This window comes from Pannonibacter sp. (assembly GCF_051860505.1).
Classification (GTDB): Bacteria; Pseudomonadota; Alphaproteobacteria; order Rhizobiales; family Stappiaceae; genus Pannonibacter.
Window position 1 is genome coordinate 1 of the sequence record NZ_JBHYDX010000013.1, and the last position, 19,284, is coordinate 19,284.

The following is a 19,284-nucleotide window of genomic DNA, read 5'->3' on the forward strand; positions in this document are numbered from 1 at the left end:
GACGCGTGAGCCTCAGAGCGGGCTGATCTCGGGGATAGGACCACAGGCACATCGCTGAATGGAGCGACGCAACAACACGCTTTAGCGTTTCGCATAGCGCCAAAGTTCCACGCAATCCAACCCTTCTGCAGTCATCCCCGCCTTGTGCGGGGATCCATGTAGCCTCTGTATCGACCGCGAAGTTTGCGGTGCCCGACCACGAAAGCTGGATCCCCGCACGAGGCGGGGATGACCCCGGTGTGATGTTCGTTCGCCGACATCGAATGCCGGGAACGACGCGTGAGCCTCAGAGCGGGCTGATCTCGGGGATAGGACCACAGGCACATCGCTGAATGGAGCGACGCAACAACACGCTTTAGCGTTTCGCATAGCGCCAAAGTTCCACGCAATCCAACCCTTCTGCAGTCATCCCCGCCTTGTGCGGGGATCCATGTAGCCTCTGTATCGACCGCGAAGTTTGCGGTGCCCGACCACGAAAGCTGGATCCCCGCACGAGGCGGGGATGACCCCGGTGTGATGTTCGTTCGCCGACATCGAATACCGGGAACGACGCGTGAGCCTCAGAGCGGGCTGATCTCGGGGATAGGACCACAGGCACATCGCTGAATGGAGCGACGCAACAACATGCTTTAGCGTTTCGCATAGCGCCAAAGTTCCACACAATCCAACCCTTCTGCGGTCATCCCCGCCTTGTGCGGGGATCCATGTAGCCTCTGTATCGACCGCAAAGTTTGCGGTGCCCAACCACGAAAGCTGGATCCCCGCACGAGGCGGGGATGACCCCGGTGTGATGTTCGTTCGCCGACATCGAATGCCGGGAACGACGTGAATTCAAACGATGGGCCTTTAGAGGAACTGGTTCGTCAAGGCCATGGCCCCAAACGGCGAACCCCAAATACAAAAACCCCGGCGTTGCCACCGGGGTTCTGCATTTCAGAAGACCTGTGCTGATCAGGCCTTGAGGATCGAGCGGCCGGCATAGCGGGCCTGAGTGCCCAGTTCCTGTTCGATGCGCAGGAGCTGGTTGTACTTGGCAAGCCGATCGGAGCGGGCGAGCGAGCCGGTCTTGATCTGGCCGCAGTTGGTGGCGACCGCCAGGTCTGCGATGGTCGCATCTTCGGTTTCACCCGAACGGTGCGACATCACGGCGGTGTAGCCAGCCTTGTGCGCGGTCTCGACGGCATCGAGTGTCTCGGTCAGGGTGCCGATCTGGTTCACCTTGACGAGGATCGAGTTGGCCGTGGCGCTGGCAATGCCCTGGCGAAGGCGTGCGGTGTTGGTGACGAAGAGATCGTCGCCGACGAGCTGGACGCGGTTGCCGCAGAGCTCGGTAACGGCCTTCCAGCCAGCCCAGTCGTCTTCGGCCATGCCGTCCTCGATCGAGATGATCGGGTAGCGGGCGCTGAGATCGGCGAGATAGGCGGCCATCTGGTCGGAGTCCAGCGTCTTGCCTTCGCCTTCCAGAACGTACTTGCCGTTCTTGTAGAACTCGGTCGAAGCCGCATCGAGGGCGAGGTAGATGTCTTCGCCCGGCTTGTAACCGGCCTTTTCGATTGCCTTCATGACGAAGCCGATGGCTGCATCAGTGGATTCTAGGTTCGGCGCAAAGCCGCCTTCGTCGCCGACGTTGGTGTTGTGGCCAGCGTCCTTCAGCGCCTTCTTCAGCGTGTGAAAGACTTCCGCGCCCATGCGCAGGGCCTCGGAGAAGCTCTCCGCGCCGACCGGCATGATCATGAATTCCTGGAAGTCGATCGGGTTGTCGGCGTGAGCGCCGCCGTTGATGATGTTCATCATCGGAACCGGCAACAGACGGGCAGATGCGCCACCGACATAGCGGTAGAGCGGCAGACCCGAAGACTGGGCAGCGGCCTTGGCAACGGCCAGCGACACGCCAAGAATGGCGTTGGCGCCAAGGCGGGCCTTGTTCGCGGTGCCGTCCAGCTCGATCATGGTCTGGTCGATATGGATCTGGTCTTCCGCATCGAGGCCGCCGATCGTATCGAAGATCTCGCCATTGACCGCATCGACGGCCTGCAGCACGCCCTTGCCGAGATAGCGCGACCCGCCGTCGCGCAGCTCGACGGCCTCATGGGCGCCGGTCGAGGCACCGGAGGGAACGCCGGCGCGGCCAAAGGCGCCATCTTCCAGAAGAACATCCACTTCAACAGTCGGGTTGCCGCGGCTGTCCAGGATCTCCCGGGCCGTGATGTCGACAATGGCGGTCATATGCATCTCCCTGTGATGAGCCCGCAGGTTGGAGGCTGCGGGAAATTATCTGCGCGGGCTCTCCCGCAAACTGACGGCGAAGGATCAGACCCGAGCGGCTTTTACCACACGGTCGATGTCACGCACCTGACGCAGCAGCGCTTCGAGATCCTTGATCGGCACCATGTTCGGACCATCGGACGGTGCGTTGTCCGGATCGTCATGGGTCTCGATGAAGAGGCCAGCAATGCCGGCAGCGGCCGCGGCTCGGGCCAGCACCGGCACCATGGTCCGGTCGCCGCCCGTCGAGGCGCCCTGCCCGCCCGGCTGCTGCACGGAATGGGTCGCGTCAAACACGACCGGCGCGCCAGTCCGCGCCATGATCGGCAGCGCGCGCATGTCAGTGACGAGCGTGTTGTAGCCGAAGGATGCGCCGCGTTCGGTCAGGAGCACATTCGGATTGCCGCTCTCAACGATCTTGTCGAGGACGTTCTTCATGTCCCAGGGCGCCAAGAACTGCCCCTTCTTCACGTTGACAACACGGCCCGTGCGGGCTGCGGCGATCAGAAGATCGGTCTGGCGGCAGAGAAACGCCGGGATCTGTAGGATGTCGACGGCTTCGGCCACCGGCGCGCACTGGTCCTCGGTGTGGATGTCCGTGATCACCGGCATGCCGAAAGTCTCGCGAATCTCGGCAAAGATCGGCAGCGCCTCCTTGAGGCCGATGCCACGCTTGCCCTTGAGCGACGTGCGGTTGGCCTTGTCGAAGGAGCTTTTGTAGACAACGGAAATGCCGAGTTTGCCCGCAATCTCCTTCACCGCCGCTGCCATTTCCAGCGCGTGGTCGCGGCTTTCCATCTGGCAAGGCCCGGCAATGAGGCTGAACGGCGCCTGGTTGGAGAAAGTTACATTTCCAACGGTGACGTCCGTGTTGGCACTCAGCATGGGGGATCCTTCAAGCTATCCTTTTGTCGGAGACCCGACGAAGGTTGCATACCCGCCTTTTCGGTCGCCCGCAACTCAAGAACTACGCCACAAAGAAGGCACTTTTAGCAGTCTCAGTCATCGAATATGACTACGGAAGAATCGGCGGTTGTCAGAACGTGTGGTGGTCCTCACATCAGTCGCCAGGCGCAGGAGATTGAAGAAAATGTTCAGGCCAATCCGCAAGGCAATTCTGCCGGTCGCAGGTCTGGGAACCCGGTTCTTGCCCGCCACCAAGGCGGTGCCGAAAGAAATGCTGACCATCGTCGATCGCCCGATCATCCAGCATGTGGTGGATGAAGCGCGCGAAGCTGGCATCGAGCACATTGTTTTCGTGACGGGCCGCAACAAGCAGGTCATCGAAGATCACTTCGACATGGCCTATGAGCTGGAAGACACCCTGCGCCGCCGCAACAAGATCGCAGCCCTCGAGCTGCTGAACTCCATGCGCCCGCAGGCCGGTGGCACCAGTTTCACCCGCCAGCAGGAGCCGCTCGGCCTTGGCCATGCCATCTGGTGCGCCCGCGATATCATCGGCGACGAGCCTTTCGCCATCCTGCTGCCGGACGTGATCGTCAAGTCTGAGAAGAGCTGCCTTGCCCAGATGGTCGAGGTCTATAACCAGACCGGCGGCAACATCATCGCCGTTGAGGAAGTGCCGGAAGACCAGACGCACCAGTATGGCATCGTCAAGCTGGCCGATGGCCCGCGCAAGGCCGCCATGCCAATCACCGGCATGGTCGAGAAGCCCGCGCCAGGCACGTCTCCATCGAACCTCATGATCACCGGTCGCTACATCCTGCAGCCGGAAATCTTCGGCCTTCTGTCCAGCCAGGACAAGGGTGCCGGCGGCGAGATCCAGCTGACCGACAGCATGATCAAGCTGATGGGCCAGCAGTCCTTCACCTCGCTCGCCTTCGAGGGCCGGTCCTATGACTGCGGCTCGAAGATCGGATTCCTCGCCGCCAACCTCGCCTTCGGTCTCGACCAGCCGGATCTGGCCGCTGACCTGTTGCCGATGCTGCAGGACGTGATCAAGGCCAAGACCGGCGCGTGACGGCACGGCCCTTGCCTTGGCAGAAGGCCGCATTCTAAACAGATCGGGCCGGGCCGGCACAACGGCCCGGCTCTTCGTCTTTTGAGAGCACCCCAGCAGAGGCGGTCTTGCCCATGTCCTCCCCCGATGCGCGCCCCACCCTTGCAATCATTGGCCTCGGCTATGTTGGCCTGCCGGTGGCGGTCGCCTTTGCAGCGGCGGGCTATCCGGTCATCGGCTTCGACATCAACGCGCAGCGGATCGGCGAGTTGCGGGATGGACATGACCGCACCGGATCGGTTGCCAGTACTCAGTTAGCCAACGAAACATTACGTTTCACCGGCGAAGAAACGGCATTGAAGGCGGCCGATGTGGTGATTGTCGCCGTGCCAACGCCGGTTGACCGGGCGAAACGTCCCGACTTCGGCCCCTTCCTGTCGGCAGCCCGGGTCGCAGGCCGCAATCTGAAACCTGGCGCGATCATCGTCTTCGAATCGACCGTCTATCCGGGGGCCACGGAAGAACTGGCCGTGCCCGAGATCGAGGCCGCATCCAGCGGACGGCTGCACACCGATTTCCATGTCGGCTACTCCCCCGAGCGGATCAACCCCGGCGATACGGAACGTGGCTTTGCCGACATCACCAAGATCGTCTCCGGCAGCTCCGAGGCCGTCACCGACCGGCTCGTCGCGCTCTATGGCAGCGTGGTGACGGCCGGCATCCACCGCGCGCCGTCAATCCGCGTGGCCGAAGCGGCAAAGGTGATCGAGAACACCCAGCGCGATCTCAACATCGCCCTGATGAACGAGCTGTCCGTCCTGTTCCACGCCATGGGCATCGACACGCGCGATGTGCTGGCGGGGGCGGCTACCAAGTGGAACTTCCTGCCATTCCAGCCAGGCCTTGTCGGCGGCCACTGCATCGGTGTCGATCCCTATTATCTCACCCACAAGGCGCATGAAATCGGGCTGACGCCGCAGGTGATCCTGGCCGGGCGCGGCACAAACGAGCACATGCCGGCCTTCGTCGCCGGCAAGATCATCCAGGCCTGCGTCCGACTTGGCAGGACCATGCCGCCGAAGATTGCCGTGCTCGGCCTGACCTACAAGGCCAATGTGCCCGATACGCGCAATTCCAAGGTCGTCGACCTTATCACCGAGCTGCAATCCTTTGGCGCGGATGTGCGGGTGCATGATCCGCTGGCCGACGCAGACGAAACGGCACACGAGTATGGCCTCCGCCTGTCCGCGCTGGAGGATCTCGCAGGTGCCGATGCGGTGGTCCTCGCGGTCCCTCACCGGGGTTTTGTCGCTGGCGGCTGGGACTTCGTCAGCGGCCTCCTGCAAGACGGCAAGGGCCTCGTGGCAGACCTGCCGGCAACACTGGACCGGACGGCATGCCCGGCCGGGATCACGCTGTGGCGCCTTTGATGGGGACAGTCAAGCAAACGTGATCTCTGGCAAGATCCCGTAGAGGAATTCAGGCGTATGCTGATTTTGTGTCACCTCGAAGGAGACCAGTCATGCGCATGGGTACCTCACTTCTTGCTTTGGTGGTGTGCGGATTTCTTGGATTATCTGCAGGTTTAACGAGTGTTCGCGCGGAAGGCGGCCTTGATGGTGCCGAGTTCCGCAAGCTGATCCAGGGACAAATGGCGGCCTTCCGCCGCAATGATGCGGCTGGCGCCTTCGCTTTTGCCACCAGCGGTCTCCAGAAACAGTTCCAGAGCCCGGATATCTTCATCGCCATGGTGAAACAGGGCTATCTGCCGGTGTTCCAGCCGAAGGACGTGAGCTTCGGACGCCTTAAGGAAACCCCACAGGGCCCGGTGCAAGAGGTGTTTGTCACCGGACCTGACGGTGACAACTGGGTCGCGCTCTACAGCTTTGCCCGGCAGGACGACGGAACCTGGGGCATCTCGGGCTGCGTCCTGCGCAAAGACAGTGGCTCGGCCGCCTGACGCCCAGACGCCCAGACGCCAAGCCTGTCAGAGCGGGGCGATGTCGCCCCGCGCCCAACCGTCCTTGACCGATGCACGGTAGTCCTGGAACCGGCCTGCCTCAATGGCATCCCGCATGCCCTGCATCAGCTGCTGATAGTAGGCAAGGTTGTTCCAGGTCAGCAGCATGGCCGCCAGCCCCTCGCCGGCCTTCACCAGATGGTGCAGATAGGCACGTGAATACTGCCGTGCCGCCGGGCAATTGCTTTCCTCGTCCAGGGGACGGGGATCGTCAGCGTGGCGGGCATTCTTCAGGTTGATCTTGCCACGGCGGGTAAAGGTGAGACCATGGCGGCCGGCGCGGGTCGGCATGACGCAGTCGAACTGGTCGATGCCACGGGCGACGCTCTCCAGAATGTCTTCTGGCGTTCCAACGCCCATCAGGTAGCGCGGCTTGTCGACGGGCATGGCCGGGGTTGTGACCTCCAGCATCCGCAGCATAACCTCCTGCGGCTCGCCGACAGCCAGACCGCCGACGGAATAGCCTTCGAACGGCATGGCAGCCAGGCTTTCGGCGGAGCGCACCCGCAGGTGCGGCACGTCACCGCCCTGCACGATGCCATAGAGCCCCTGCCCGTTGTCGACCCCGCCCATGGCCTCGAACTTCGCCCGCGACCGCTCCGCCCAGCGAAGCGACAGCTGCATCGCGCGTTCGACTTCCTTTTCCGGGGCTGGCAATGCGATGCATTCGTCAAGCTGCATCTGGATGTCAGAGCCCAGCAAGCCCTGGATCTCGACGGAGCGTTCCGGCGTCAGGTGATATTTCTGGCCGTCAATATGGCTCTGGAAGCGGACGCCGGTCTCGTCGAGCTTGCGCAGCTGCGCCAGCGACATGACCTGGAAGCCGCCGGAATCGGTCAGGATCGTATGCGGCCACTGCATGAAATGATGAAGTCCGCCGAGCCTTGCCACCCGTTCGGCGCCTGGCCGCAGCATCAGATGATAGGTGTTGCCGAGGACGACATCGGCACCGAGCGCGCGCACCTGATCGGTGTACATCGCCTTCACTGTCGCCTGCGTGCCGACCGGCATGAAGGCCGGCGTGCGCACCTGACCGTGCGGCGTGGTGATTTCACCGCGCCGGGCCATGCCATCGGTCGTGATCAGTTGGAACGAAAAACGCTTCGGCGCATCGGTCATGAATTCAGCTCTTCCTCGGATGCGATGCTGCCGCTGGCGGGAAACAGCAGCGAACTGTCGCCGTAGCTGTAGAAGCGGTAGCCTGTCTCGATTGCATGGGCATAGGCCGCGCGCATCGTGCCGAGCCCGCTCAGCGCGGACACAAGCATGAACAGCGTCGAACGCGGCAAGTGGAAATTCGTCATCAACGCATCAACCGCGCGGAAGCGATAGCCCGGCGTGATGAAGATGCGGGTCTCACCGGCAAAGGCAGCAAGCCCGCCCTGCCCCCGGGCCGCGCTCTCCAGAATGCGCAAGGACGTCGTGCCAACCGCAACCACCTTGTTGCCCCGCGCCCGCACCGCTTTCAGGGCGGCTGCCGTCTCTGCGGAGATCTCGCCCCATTCGGCGTGCATTTCATGCGCGTCGGTGTCGTCTGCCTTGACCGGGAGGAAGGTGCCGGCGCCGACATGCAAGGTCACGGTGTGACGTTCGATGCCCCGCGCATCCAGCGCGGCAAACAGCCGGTCGGTGAAGTGAAGACCGGCGGTCGGGGCGGCAACGGCTCCTTCCCGCTCGGCGTAGATTGTCTGATAGTCAGTGCGGTCCTGCGCATCCTCACCGCGCTTGGCCGCGATGTAAGGCGGCAGCGGGATATGACCGACGCCATGAATGGCGGCTTCAAGATCGGGCCCGGCAAGGTCAAACACGAACAGGATCTCGCCTGTTTCCTTTTTCTCGGCCACGGTGGCATCGAGCACGCCGGACAGGCAGGCTGTGCCTTCTGTTGACTGCCCGAAGCGGACGCGATCCCCCACCACAAGCTTCTTGGCCGGCCGGACGAAGGCCCACCAGCGATCGGGACCGGCGCGCAGATGCAGCGTCGCGCCAATGCCGGCAACCGCGTCTCCGCGTGTCCGCGTGCCCTCAAGCTGTGCCGGGATGACCTTGGTGTTGTTGAAGACCAGCGCATCGCCCGGGGCCAGAAGCGATGGCAAATCGAGCACGCCGAGGTCTTCCAGTTGCGCGTGTTCTGACGGGCGCACGACAAGCATCCGCGCCGCATCCCGAGGACGCGCCGGCCGCAAGGCAATCCGCTCCGGCGGAAGATCGAAGTCGAAGTCGTCTACGCGCATGTCTGTAAGTCCAGCCTGATCAGGCAAAAGCACTCGAAACCGGTTGCCATCAGCCAAGCGGGCGCGGCGGTTGATCCGCCACGCCCGCAATCGTGAAACCGTTGACCGGCAGATAGGCCAATCAGGCGTCTGCTGCAACCTTCAGCGAGACGATCTTGTCCGGGTTCTTGACCGGCTCGCCGCGCTTGATCTTGTCGACGTTTTCCATGCCGGAGGTGACTTCACCCCAGACCGTGTACTGATTGTCGAGCCAGGGCGCATCGGTGAAGCAGATGAAGAACTGGCTGTCGCCCGAGTTCGGATCCATCGCGCGGGCCATTGAGCAGGTGCCGCGCTTGTGCTTTTCCTTGCTGAACTCGGCCTTGAGCTTCTTGCCGGAGCCGCCAGTGCCGGTGCCCTGCGGGCAGCCCGTCTGAGCCATGAAGCCATCGATCACGCGGTGGAAGACGATGCCGTCGTAGAAGCCTTCGCGCACCAGTTCCTTGATGCGGGCGACATGGGCCGGAGCCAGGTCCGGGCGCATCTCGATGACGATCGGGCCCTGGGTCGTCTCCATGAGCAGCGTGTGCTCGCTGTCCTTGTATTCAGCCACTTCGTTCTCCAGTTCTGTGGTCTGTGATCCGGAGGCAAAGACGCCTCCTTCTGTGGCCCGGCAATCCGGTCCACGCGAAAAATCAGCTGGCGTCGGCCGCCAGTCGCATCTTGATGATCTTGTCCGGGTTGGTCACAGGTTCGCCGCGCTTGATCTTGTCGACAAACTCCATGCCGTCCACCACTTCGCCCCAGACGGTGTACTGGCCATTCAGCCAGTCGCCGTCGTTGAACATGATGAAGAACTGCGAGTTGGCGCTGTCCGGATCGGAAGCACGCGCCATGCCGAGCACGCCGCGCTTGAACGGCGCCTTGGAGAACTCTGCCTTCAGATCAGGTTCATCCGAGCCACCGGTGCCGGTGCCGGTCGGGTCGCCGGTCTGGGCCATGAAGCCGTCGATCACGCGGTGGAAGACGACACCATCGTAAAAACCGGCCTTGGCGAGCTTCTTGATGCGTTCGACATGCGCAGGGGCCAGGTCAGGGCGCAGGCGGATGGTCACCCGGCCGTCCTTCAGGTCGAGATAGAGCGTGTTCTGCGGATCGAGGGTTTGGGCACTTGCGGCAGCCGGCAGGAATGCCAGGGGCAGCAACAGGGCGATGAGAGCAAAAAAGCGCTTCAATCGAAACTCCATTAAAGGGCAAGGCGGCGCAGGGTCGCCGCAGGGTCAGGCGCTGGCGCGGGCCACCAAGGGACCTGCCACATGCGCGGGAACGAAAGCGGTGATGTCCCCGCCCATGCGCGCGATCTGGCGGACAAGCGTGGCGGTGATGTGGCGGACTGGCGGAGAAGCGGGGAGAAACACGGTCTTGATATCGGGCGCCAGAGTCCCGTTCATGCCCGCCATCTGCATTTCGTAGTCGAGGTCGGTGCCGTCGCGCAGACCGCGGACGAGAACAAGAGCCCCCTCTTTCCGCGCGACGTCGATCACGAGTGTGTCAAAGGCGATCACCGAGATACGGGCCGTCACATCCGCGCCGAAGGCGGCAAGTGACGAGGCCCGGATCAGCCCGACCCGTTCCTCGAAGGTGAACAGCGGCTGCTTGCCCGGATGAATGCCGATGGCCACGACAACCTTATCGGCCAGCGAGAGCGCCTGGCCGAGGATGTCGATATGGCCGTTGGTCACAGGATCGAAGGATCCCGGGTAAAGTGCGGTGCGGATCATGAGAGTTTGATAGCGCCGATGCACAAATGCCACAAGCGCAGACATTCAATTCGCTGCTGGACATTCGTCTTGATGCCCACGCCGTCCAGGGGCCCATTCAAGGCTGGGATCGTTCACACAGGGGTGACAGACCATTTACCAGCACCCCATGGACCTTTTGCCGGCAAAGGCCCATATGGGCTGCATGATGAACACGTTCCTTCGATTCAAGATGCCAAGTGCACCCGTCCTCGCCTGGTTTGCCGCTGTTGGCGCCTTCATTCTCCTCGTTGGCGCCAGTGCCGCCCAGATCGAGGCGCTCGCGCCCTCCGTCCCGGAACCGGCGAAGACCGAATATGTGCCGAATGATCCCTATGGTTGCTACGAGCTTGAGTTTCTCGGGGAAGATCCGGCCTGCGCCCGGCCCTATGCGCCGATGCCGATGCCCGGCCCGATGGCTAGCATTTTGGGCACTGCAAACGCCTGAAACGACGACTTTACGCAGTGTAAACAGCAAAAGGAACGCGGATTGCCGCGTTCCTTTGTTCGTTTTCACCGGGGCGGTAAAGTCATCAAGGCGCAAACCTGTGACCTTCATCACGGAACAAAACACGGCAACATGGTGTTCTAGCCTCACAACCTGACCAGTCCGGCGGGGGAGACAGAGCCATGAAGATCGAGAAAATCAGCAGCCCGAAACGTTCGTCCGATGCCTACAGCCTGGCCGGGATCGCAGCCCTGCTTGCCGTTGCCATCGTCACCGTGATCGCTTCGGCCGCACTCGCTTTCGCCCAGATGCCGGCAAACGGCGGATCCATGACCAAGGGCAATCGCCTGTCTTCCGAGCTTCCCATGTCCTGCAAGGGCCAGACCTGGGGCAACTGGAACGCCAGCTGTCTGGAGAGCCTGTCCGGCAAGACCGGTCTGCGCATGGTTGGCGCAACCACGGCGGCAGACCAGCCGGAAGCGAACACCACCGTCCTGGTGCGTCAGGCGCCGGCGAGCTGACCGACAAACATCTGCCAAACTCGCCCCAAAACACCGCCCAATCCCTCCCAACTTACGACAAAAGGCGCCCCGGTTTCCCGGAGCGCCTTTTTTACTGTCAGGAGCCGCCTGACCGGCTTATTCGCCGCCCTCGGAGGGGCTGCCAGCAGTGACTGCATCGTCGCCTTCGGCGTCACTGTCGCTGTCGTCCTCACTGACCCGTTCCACGGCGACCACCTGCTCGTCATCGGCGGTGTTGAACACGATGACGCCCTGGGTGGCGCGGCCAGCGAGACGGATGCCGTCGACCGGGCAGCGGATCAACTGGCCACCATTGGTGACGAGCATGATCTGGTCCTTGTCCTCGACCGGGAAGGAGGCGACCAGCGGACCGTTGCGCTTGGTGACCGCCATGGCCGTGATGCCCTTGCCGCCGCGACCGGTCACCCGGTACTCGAAGGACGAGGTGCGCTTGCCATAGCCGTTTTCCGAAACGGTCAGAATCACCTGCTCGGCCGCGCCCATTTCGGCATAGCGCTCCTGCGGCAGGTCGCCGGCTTCAGCGCTCGCCTCTTCGGCATCGTCGGAGCCGGTAGCGGCCTCGTCGGTTTCACCGCGCATCAGGCGGCTGAGCTTGAGATAGGCCGCGCGTTCCTCGGAGGTGGCTTCGAAGTGGCGCAGGATCGACATGGAGATGAGCCGGTCGTCATCGGCGAGGTTGATGCCGCGCACACCGACCGAGTTGCGGCCGGCAAAGACGCGCACTTCGGTGACGGCAAAGCGAATGCACTGGCCGGCGGCCGTCGTCAGCATGACGTCGTCGTTCTCGGTGCAGGTCTCGACCGAGACGATGCCATCGCCCTCGTCGAGCTTCATGGCGATCTTGCCGGCGCGGTTGACCTGGGTGAAGTCCGACAGCTTGTTGCGGCGAACGGTTCCCTTGGTCGTTGCGAACATCACGTCAAGATCGGCCCAGCTGTCCTCGTTTTCCGGCAGCGGCATGATCGACGAGATCTGTTCGCCCGGCTCCAGCGGCAGCATGTTGATGAGCGCCTTGCCGCGCGAGGTCGGGCCGCCGAGCGGCAAACGCCAGACTTTCAGCTTGTAGACAATGCCGCGCGAGGAGAAGAACAAGACCGGCGTGTGCGTGTTGGCCACGAACAGGCGGGTGACGAAATCCTCGTCCTTCGTTGCCATGCCAGAGCGGCCCTTGCCGCCCCGGCGCTGAGCCCGGTAGGTGGCCAGCGGTACGCGCTTGATGTAGCCGGTGTGGCTGACCGTGACGACCATGTCCTCGCGCTGGATCAGGTCCTCGTCCTCGAGGTCCGCACCGCCTTCGACGATCTGGGTCTTGCGCGGCGTTGCGAATTCCGTGCGGATCTCGATCAGTTCCTCGCGGATGATCTGCTGAATACGCTCGCGGGAGCGCAGGATTTCGAGGTAGTCTGAAATTTCAAGGCCGAGCTTGTTCAGTTCGTCAGCGATTTCATCGCGGCCAAGGGCTGTCAGACGCTGCAGGCGCAAGTCGAGAATCGCGCGGGCCTGCTCTTCGGACAAGCGATAGGACCCATCGGCATTGACCGTGTGGCGCGGGTCGTCGATCAGCAGGATCAAGGGCTCGACATCCCGCGCTGGCCAGTCACGGCCCATGAGCTGGGCCCGGGCAGTGGCCGGATCCGGCGCGGTGCGGATGAGATGGATGACCTCGTCGATGTTGGCAACCGCAATGGCCAAGCCCACCAACACATGCGCGCGGTCGCGGGCCTTGGCCAGCAGGAAGCGGGTGCGACGGCCGATGACCTCTTCGCGGAAGGCGATGAAGGCCTTCAGCATGTCGGTGATGGTCATCAGTTCCGGGCGGCCGCCATTCAGCGCCACCATGTTGCAGCCGAAGCTCTGCTGCAGGGCCGAGAAGCGGTAGAGCTGGTTGAGAATGACGTCGGCGACCGCGTCCTTCTTCAGCTCGATAACGACGCGCATGCCCGAACGGTCGCTTTCGTCGCGGATGTCGGAGATGCCTTCGATGCGCTTGTCCCGCACCAGCTCGGCAATCTTCTCGATCATCGTCGACTTGTTGACCTGATACGGGATCTCCGTGACGATCAGGGCCTCGCGGCCGGCACGGATTTCCTCGATATCGACCTTGCCGCGAATGACAACGGAGCCCCGGCCCGTCTCATAGGCCGAGCGGATGCCGGACCGGCCGAGGATAATGCCGCCGGTCGGGAAGTCAGGGCCGGGGATAATCTCCAGCAGTTCACCAAGCGTCATCGCCGGATTGGCCATGATGGCGATGGCCGCATCGATCACTTCACCGAGGTTATGCGGGGGAATGTTGGTGGCCATGCCGACCGCGATGCCGCCGGCGCCATTGGCCAGGAGGTTCGGAAACTTCGCCGGCAACACGACGGGTTCGGTTTCCGAACTGTCGTAGTTCTCCTGGAAGTTGACCGTGTCCTTGTCGATGTCGTCGAGCAGCTTGTGCGCGACCTTCTGCAACCGGCACTCGGTGTAGCGCATGGCTGCCGCCGGATCGCCGTCGACCGAGCCGAAGTTGCCCTGTCCGTCGATCAGCGGCAGGCGCAGCGAGAAGCTCTGCGCCATGCGAACCAGGGCGTCATAGATCGCACTGTCGCCATGGGGGTGGTATTTACCCATCACATCGCCGACCACACGGGCCGACTTGCGGTAGGGCTTGTTCCACTCGTAGCCATTCTCGTGCATCGAATAGAGAATGCGCCGATGCACAGGCTTCAGGCCATCGCGCACATCAGGAAGGGCGCGGCTGACGATCACGCTCATCGCGTAATCGAGATAGCTGCGCTTCATCTCGTCGGTGATGGAGATGGGACGAATGTCGGAAGGCGAAGCGCCACCCGACGGGGGGGAATCCTGTTCGGCCAAGGATGCGTTCCGTATGCTTTTTATGTTGTTCTGCTTATAGCCGATTCCGCCCCATCCACCAAATTGACTGGACAGATTCGGGAGGTATTTTTTTCATTAAAACCAATGGCTTGCGAAGATAATTCACAGCAGCACGAAAACAATGGGGCTAAAAGGCGGCAATCGGTCAAAAGCCTCTGATATAAGGGACCCGCTGACCGGACGCTGCCCCGAGGTGGACCATGACCGAATTTCTTCTCAATGCCTTCGCCACCTTGTTCGTGACCATCGATCCGGTGGGTCTGGCACCGATGTTCCTGGCGCTGACCGCCGGTGTTTCAGCCGCCGACCGCAAACGGATCGCCTACCGTGCAACGATCACCTCGGGCATCGTGCTGTTCGTGTTTTTCTTTTCCGGCAAGACAGTCCTCGACGTCCTCGGCATCTCCGTGTCGGCCTTCCGGGTTGCCGGCGGGATCCTGCTTTTTGTCATTGCATTCGAAATGGTCTTTGACCATCGCAACAAGCGCAAGAGCGAGACCGCCGAAAAAGTGGTCGAACATCACCCGTCCGACCTCAATGCGATGGCCGTGTTTCCGATCGCCATTCCGCTGATTGCCGGGCCGGCGGCGATTTCGGCGATCATCCTCTTGTCAAGCCAGGCCCCGTCCCAGGTTGCCTATGCCGGCCTTGCCGGCGTCATCGCGACCATCCTGCTCAGCTGCCTGCTCGCCTTCCTGCTGGCCGACAAGATCGAACGGATGATGGGCGACACGGTGCAGATGGTGGTGACCCGGCTGCTCGGCGTGCTGCTTGCCGCGCTCTCGGTTCAGTTCATTGCCGACGGCATCATTGCCTTTGCCTCGGGTACGCCGGGCTGACCTGCCCCCCGGCGTCCGAGCCGTGTGTGATGGTCAGCGCGAAGTCTCCGACCGACCATCATCGCGCAAGGCGATGTAGATCGCCGGGATCACCAGAACCGTCAGCAGCGTTGACGAGGCGAGGCCGAACAACAGCGAAATCGCCAGTCCCTGGAAAATCGGATCGGTCAGGATCACCACCGCGCCGATCATCGCTGCGAGTGCCGTCAGCAGGATCGGCTTGAAGCGGATCGAGCCCGCCTCCAGCAGCACATCGCGCAAGGGACGCTCCGGGCTGCGGGCGTGGCGGATGAAGTCCACCAGCAGGATCGAATTGCGGACGATGATCCCGGCGAGCGCGATAAAGCCGATCATCGAGGTGGCCGAGAACGGGGCCGCAAACGCCCAGTGCCCAAGCAGGATACCGATCAGCGTCAGCGGCACCGGCGTGAGGATCACCAGGGGCAGTGCGAAGGACCGGAACTGCGCCACCACGAGAAAATAGATCCCGAGCAGGGCCACGGCGAATGCGGCGCCCATGTCGCGGAAGGTGATGTAGGTCACCTCCCACTCGCCGTCCCACAGCAGCACCGGCGCCGCATCGCTGATCGGTTGGCCATGGTAGGCAATCTCCGGCCGGGACAGGCCGGCCCAGTCCGCGCCGGCGATGGCGTCTGCGACCGCAAGCATGCCATAGACCGGAGCTTCGAAGTCGCCAGCGAGTTCTGCGGTCACCAGTTCCGCTGGCCGGCCATTGTGGCGATAGATGAGATGGGAGGCCGGCTCGCGCGTGAGGCGCACCACATCCCCAAGTTCAACGACGCCGCGACTGCCCGGCAGCGCATTTGCCGGAACCGGTGTGGCCAGCAGGCGCTGACCAAGTGTCCGATCTGATTTGGGCAGGGCCAGGACGATCCCGAGTGGCGCCCTGCCCTCGCCCCGATGCGAGTAGCCAACCGGGGTCGTGCCGAGCAATGTCTCGATGGCGGCAAAGACGTCCCGCTCGCTGACGCCATGAAACTCGAGATTGTCGCTGTCAATGGCAATCCGGATGCGCTCGGACGGCTGCCCCTGGCTGAGGTCGATGTCCACGATAAAGGGCACCGAGCCAAACAGGCCGGCCACTCTGGTGGCGATGGCACGGCGGGTGTCCGGATCGGGACCGTAGATCTCGGCCTGCAGGGTCGACATCACCGGCGGGCCCGGCGGGACTTCGACGACTTTCACGGAGGCACCGTCCGGCAGCTGAAGCGCCTTCAGCCTGTCACGGATCTCCAGCGCGACGGCATGGCTTTCGCGCGTGCGGTCGGCTTTCGGCTTCAGGTTGACCTGAAGATCGCCCTGCTCCGGGGCGTCGCGCAGGAAGTAATGCCGAACCAGGCCGTTGAAATTGAAGGGGGCAGCTGTCCCGGCATGGGCCTGGATCGAGGTGATTTCCGGCAGGTCCTGGACCAGGCGCACGGCCTCGGACAGCGCCCGCTCGGTCATCTCCAGTGCCGTGCCCTCCGGCATGTCGATGACCACCTGCAACTCGGACTTGTTGTCGAAGGGCAGAAGCTTGACGGTCACGTCACGGGTGTAAAGCAGACCCATGCTGGCAAGCGTGGCCACGCTGACGATGAGCAGGAACACCCAGGACCGGCCGCGACTGGCCAGAACCGGCCGTGCAGCGCCGCGAAACAGCGTGCCGAGCCGCCCGCCGTCAGAGGCCTCGTCATGGCCATGCGCGGCGCCGCGCCCGGCAATGCGAAGCATGGCCCAGGGCGTCAGCACCACGGCGACGAAGAAGGAGAACAGCATCGCGGCGGAGGCAACCGCCGGGATCGGGCTCATGTAGGGGCCCATCAGGCCGGAGACGAACATCATCGGCAGGAGCGCTGCCACCACCGTCAGGGTTGCCACGATGGTCGGATTGCCGACCTCGGCCACTGCCGCAATGGCTGCATCCGCCCGACTGCGGCCGTCGTTCATGGCCCAGTGGCGGGCGATGTTCTCGATCACCACGATGGCATCGTCCACGAGGATGCCAATGGCAAAGATCAGGGCGAACAGGCTGACCCGGTTGATGGTGTAGCCCATCATCTGCGCGGCAAACAGCGTCAGCAAGATTGTCGTCGGGATGACGATCAGGACGACCAGCCCGGCCTGCCAGCCGATCGCCAGTGCCACCAGGACGACAATCGACACGGTGGCGAGCGCCAGATGGAACAGCAGTTCATTGGCCTTTTCGTTGGCCGTCTCGCCATAGTCGCGGGTGATGTGGACGGTGACGCCGTCCGGGATCATGGTGCCTTTCAGGCTTTCCAGCCGGCTGCGCACCTCTTCCGATATGAGGACCGCGTTGGCCCCGGCCCGTTTGGCAACCGCAATCGACACGGCGGGAACTGCGGTGAAATTGCCGGTGCCGTCCGGCCCATAGTGCCAGATGCGCCGCTCGGCAGTGCCGCCATCGACCGTGATCCGGGCGACATCCTTGACATAGACCGGCCGGCCGTCGCGGCTGGTCAGCAGGAGGTTTCCGATCTCACCGATGCCGCCAAGCGTCTGCCCGGCCACGACCTGGACCGATTCGCCGTCCTGCCGGACGGTTCCAGCCAGGAAGGAGCGGTTGGCGCCCTGCAGCTTGGCCAGAAGCTGGTCGAGCGTGATGCCAAGTCTCGACAGATCTTCCGGATCCGGCTCGACGCGGATCTGGGCCGGTCCCGTGCCGACCAGATAGGTCAGCCCGATGTTGTCCAGCCGGGCCAGTTCGGAACGCACCTCCTGCGCCAGGCTGTAGAGGGCCGGAGCATCCCAGCTGGCCGCACGGGCGGGATCAGGCGCCAGCGTTGCCACCACGATGGCGACATCGTCGATGCCGCGACCAACGACGAGTGGTTCCGGAATGCCCACCGGGATCCGGTCGAGGTTGGCGCGGATCTTTTCGTGAACGCGCAGGATGGCGCTGTCGGACGGGGTTCCGACAAGAAACCGCGCCGTGACCATGACCCGGTCATCCAGGGTCTGGCTGTAGACATGCTCGACGCCGTCGATGGCCTTGACGATGGTCTCCAGCGGTTCTGTCACCAGCTTGACCGCGTCGGGCGCCTTCAGGCCGTTGGCCGGCACCAGAATATCGACCATGGGCACCGAAATCTGCGGTTCTTCCTCCCGTGGCAGGGTCGCCAGCGAGATCATCCCGACAACCAGCGAGGCCAGAAGCAACAGCGGTGTCAGGGGCGAGGCAATGAAGGCGGCTGTCAGACGGCCGGACAGACCGAGACCAGAACCGGAGCTGGGCGCAGTCATGGCAACACCACGATATCGCCAGCCGCAAGGCCGCTCAGGATCTCGACCAGATCGCCCTGCGGCATTGCCACCACGCTGCCGCGCTGGACCACCACCTCGGTGACCGCTCCTCCCCCCATTTGGCGCAGCGACACATAGTCGAGGCCGTTGCGGGTGGTCAGCGCTGCCGCCGGGACGGCAAGAACCGGGCGCTTGCCTGTTCCGATTTCAACTGGCACCCGCTCGCCGACGAAGAAGTCTCCGAGCCCGTCGGCCGTTGCATCGGCAATCACGCGGCCCTGCTGCAGTTCCGGATAGACCTTGACGATCCGCCCGTCCCGGGCAGTGCCTTCTGCAAAGGCCTGAATGCGGACGAGGTCACCGTGGCGGGTCGTCGCGGCATGGCGTTCAGGAAGCTGCAGGCGCAGCAGGAAACCGTCTTCCGCGATCTCGGCCACCGTCTCTCCGGGCAAGATCACGGAGCCGATCGTGACGGGGACGGACAGAACCCGACCGCTTGTGGCCGCAATGACATCCCCCTCTCGTTCCTGCTGGTCCAGCACATTCCGCTCGGCCTCCGCCGCGCGCAGTCCCCCCCGGGCGACATCAAGCTGGGTCTCCAGCTGGTCGATCCGTGACTGGGAAATGGTGCCGCGCGCAAACAGCTGCCGGGCCCGGTTGACCTCGCTCTCGATATTCGCCGCCTCTGACGCAGTTGCCGCGATCCGTGCATCCAGGGCCTGCCGGCGCAGGGCCAGCTTCTCGTCCAGAATGCGGGCAATGCGGTCGCCCTGGCGCACGGCACTGCCCTCGTCGACTGACAATTCGATCACCGTGCCCGCATTGCGGGCCCGGGCAGGAACCCGCACCGAAGGCTCGACGGTGGCATAGACCGACTTCCAGTCGGTGACATCGAGGGGGGCGAGGATCAGGTCGGCAGCACCAGCCGGCCCCGGACAGACCGCACCGGCCAACGCCAGCACCAGGGCAACACGGGAGAGACGGGCACGCCAGGAGCCGTCAGGGTCGGGCAGGATCACGGGCTTCATCCTTAGTTTCGATTTTTTGA

16 protein-coding genes are annotated in these 19,284 nt (G+C 63.3%); 6 read left to right on the forward strand and 10 right to left on the reverse strand.

Annotated elements, in window-relative coordinates:
- Positions 1–951: 951 nt before the first annotated feature.
- Together eno and kdsA are read right to left on the reverse strand one after the other, a co-directional pair.
- Positions 952–2,226, reverse strand: coding sequence for a phosphopyruvate hydratase (gene eno, locus ACTIFE_RS10710; RefSeq protein ID WP_439529143.1), 1,275 nt, complete (start codon positions 2,224–2,226; stop codon positions 952–954).
- Positions 2,227–2,310: 84 nt separating this feature from the next.
- Positions 2,311–3,150, reverse strand: a complete 840-nt coding sequence (gene kdsA, locus ACTIFE_RS10715) for a 3-deoxy-8-phosphooctulonate synthase (protein ID WP_439529144.1) — start codon at positions 3,148–3,150, stop codon at positions 2,311–2,313.
- A 205-nt stretch (positions 3,151–3,355) separates the two neighbouring features.
- On the opposite strand from kdsA, the gene galU reads away from it, so the two are divergent.
- The 3 genes from galU (at position 3,356) to ACTIFE_RS10730 (ending at position 6,185) form a co-directional block, all read left to right on the forward strand.
- Positions 3,356–4,246 carry a UTP--glucose-1-phosphate uridylyltransferase GalU gene (gene galU / locus ACTIFE_RS10720; RefSeq protein WP_439529145.1) on the forward strand — a complete coding sequence of 297 codons (891 nt, stop codon included), beginning with the start codon at positions 3,356–3,358 and terminating at the stop codon, positions 4,244–4,246.
- A gap of 113 nt (positions 4,247–4,359) precedes the next feature.
- Positions 4,360–5,655, forward strand: a complete 1,296-nt coding sequence (locus ACTIFE_RS10725; protein WP_439529146.1) for a nucleotide sugar dehydrogenase — start codon at positions 4,360–4,362, stop codon at positions 5,653–5,655.
- A gap of 92 nt (positions 5,656–5,747) precedes the next feature.
- On the forward strand, positions 5,748–6,185 hold the full coding sequence (locus ACTIFE_RS10730) for a DUF4864 domain-containing protein (RefSeq protein ID WP_439529147.1): 438 nt from the start codon (positions 5,748–5,750) through the stop codon (positions 6,183–6,185).
- Positions 6,186–6,212: 27 nt separating this feature from the next.
- Here ACTIFE_RS10730 and tgt read toward each other — a convergent pair whose 3' ends face one another.
- The 5 genes from tgt to coaD all read right to left on the reverse strand — a co-directional run bounded on the left by tgt (position 6,213) and on the right by coaD (position 10,236).
- Positions 6,213–7,364 (reverse strand): tRNA guanosine(34) transglycosylase Tgt, encoded by a 1,152-nt coding sequence (gene tgt / locus ACTIFE_RS10735; protein ID WP_439529148.1) that lies wholly within the window; start codon positions 7,362–7,364, stop codon positions 6,213–6,215.
- Positions 7,361–8,479, reverse strand: a complete 1,119-nt coding sequence (gene queA, locus ACTIFE_RS10740; protein WP_439529149.1) for a tRNA preQ1(34) S-adenosylmethionine ribosyltransferase-isomerase QueA — start codon at positions 8,477–8,479, stop codon at positions 7,361–7,363. Before queA ends, tgt begins: the two co-directional genes overlap by 4 nt.
- Positions 8,480–8,600: 121 nt before the next feature.
- Entirely contained in the window at positions 8,601–9,035 is a 435-nt protein-coding gene (locus ACTIFE_RS10745; RefSeq protein ID WP_439529238.1) for a peptidylprolyl isomerase, read from the reverse strand.
- A 118-nt stretch (positions 9,036–9,153) separates the two neighbouring features.
- Positions 9,154–9,693: a peptidylprolyl isomerase gene (locus tag ACTIFE_RS10750; RefSeq protein ID WP_439529150.1), complete on the reverse strand. Its 540-nt coding sequence runs from the start codon at positions 9,691–9,693 to the stop codon at positions 9,154–9,156.
- Positions 9,694–9,738: 45 nt separating this feature from the next.
- Complete coding sequence (gene coaD / locus ACTIFE_RS10755) at positions 9,739–10,236, reverse strand: pantetheine-phosphate adenylyltransferase (RefSeq protein WP_439529239.1); 498 nt, start codon at positions 10,234–10,236, stop codon at positions 9,739–9,741.
- Positions 10,237–10,387: 151 nt separating this feature from the next.
- Between coaD and ACTIFE_RS10760 the strand changes: the two genes are divergently transcribed.
- Positions 10,388–10,705, forward strand: coding sequence for a hypothetical protein (locus ACTIFE_RS10760; protein WP_439529151.1), 318 nt, complete (start codon positions 10,388–10,390; stop codon positions 10,703–10,705).
- Between the two features lie 182 nt (positions 10,706–10,887).
- Positions 10,888–11,226, forward strand: a complete 339-nt coding sequence (locus ACTIFE_RS10765; RefSeq protein ID WP_439529152.1) for a hypothetical protein — start codon at positions 10,888–10,890, stop codon at positions 11,224–11,226.
- A gap of 117 nt (positions 11,227–11,343) precedes the next feature.
- Here the strand turns inward: ACTIFE_RS10765 and gyrA are convergent, their stop codons facing one another.
- Positions 11,344–14,034 carry a DNA gyrase subunit A gene (gyrA, locus tag ACTIFE_RS10770; protein WP_439529240.1) on the reverse strand — a complete coding sequence of 897 codons (2,691 nt, stop codon included), beginning with the start codon at positions 14,032–14,034 and terminating at the stop codon, positions 11,344–11,346.
- 296 nt (positions 14,035–14,330) lie between these two features.
- Here gyrA and ACTIFE_RS10775 point away from each other — a divergent pair, with 296 nt between their 5' ends.
- Positions 14,331–14,969 carry a MarC family protein gene (locus ACTIFE_RS10775; RefSeq protein WP_439529153.1) on the forward strand — a complete coding sequence of 213 codons (639 nt, stop codon included), beginning with the start codon at positions 14,331–14,333 and terminating at the stop codon, positions 14,967–14,969.
- 33 nt (positions 14,970–15,002) lie between these two features.
- Here ACTIFE_RS10775 and ACTIFE_RS10780 read toward each other — a convergent pair whose 3' ends face one another.
- Both ACTIFE_RS10780 and ACTIFE_RS10785 read right to left on the reverse strand, forming a co-directional pair.
- A complete protein-coding gene (locus ACTIFE_RS10780) occupies positions 15,003–18,236 on the reverse strand; it encodes an efflux RND transporter permease subunit (protein WP_439529154.1) in 3,234 nt (1,077 codons plus the stop codon).
- Positions 18,233–19,255 carry an efflux RND transporter periplasmic adaptor subunit gene (locus tag ACTIFE_RS10785; RefSeq protein WP_439529155.1) on the reverse strand — a complete coding sequence of 341 codons (1,023 nt, stop codon included), beginning with the start codon at positions 19,253–19,255 and terminating at the stop codon, positions 18,233–18,235. The genes ACTIFE_RS10780 and ACTIFE_RS10785 overlap by 4 nt, the downstream gene beginning before the upstream one ends.
- Positions 19,256–19,284 lie beyond the last annotated feature (29 nt).

What these genes read in the sequence shown, in the direction of transcription:
- eno (WP_439529143.1), bottom strand. Translation starts at nt 2,226, where the DNA reads ATGACCGCCATTGTCGACATCACGGCCCGGGAGATCCTGGACAGCCGC.
- kdsA (WP_439529144.1), bottom strand. Translation starts at nt 3,150, where the DNA reads ATGCTGAGTGCCAACACGGACGTCACCGTTGGAAATGTAACTTTCTCC.
- galU (WP_439529145.1), top strand. Translation starts at nt 3,356, where the DNA reads ATGTTCAGGCCAATCCGCAAGGCAATTCTGCCGGTCGCAGGTCTGGGA.
- ACTIFE_RS10725 (WP_439529146.1), top strand. Translation starts at nt 4,360, where the DNA reads ATGTCCTCCCCCGATGCGCGCCCCACCCTTGCAATCATTGGCCTCGGC.
- ACTIFE_RS10730 (WP_439529147.1), top strand. Translation starts at nt 5,748, where the DNA reads ATGCGCATGGGTACCTCACTTCTTGCTTTGGTGGTGTGCGGATTTCTT.
- tgt (WP_439529148.1), bottom strand. Translation starts at nt 7,364, where the DNA reads ATGACCGATGCGCCGAAGCGTTTTTCGTTCCAACTGATCACGACCGAT.
- queA (WP_439529149.1), bottom strand. Translation starts at nt 8,479, where the DNA reads ATGCGCGTAGACGACTTCGACTTCGATCTTCCGCCGGAGCGGATTGCC.
- ACTIFE_RS10745 (WP_439529238.1), bottom strand. Translation starts at nt 9,035, where the DNA reads ATGGAGACGACCCAGGGCCCGATCGTCATCGAGATGCGCCCGGACCTG.
- ACTIFE_RS10760 (WP_439529151.1), top strand. Translation starts at nt 10,388, where the DNA reads ATGGACCTTTTGCCGGCAAAGGCCCATATGGGCTGCATGATGAACACG.
- ACTIFE_RS10765 (WP_439529152.1), top strand. Translation starts at nt 10,888, where the DNA reads ATGAAGATCGAGAAAATCAGCAGCCCGAAACGTTCGTCCGATGCCTAC.
- gyrA (WP_439529240.1), bottom strand. Translation starts at nt 14,034, where the DNA reads ATGAAGCGCAGCTATCTCGATTACGCGATGAGCGTGATCGTCAGCCGC.
- ACTIFE_RS10775 (WP_439529153.1), top strand. Translation starts at nt 14,331, where the DNA reads ATGACCGAATTTCTTCTCAATGCCTTCGCCACCTTGTTCGTGACCATC.
- ACTIFE_RS10780 (WP_439529154.1), bottom strand. Translation starts at nt 18,236, where the DNA reads ATGACTGCGCCCAGCTCCGGTTCTGGTCTCGGTCTGTCCGGCCGTCTG.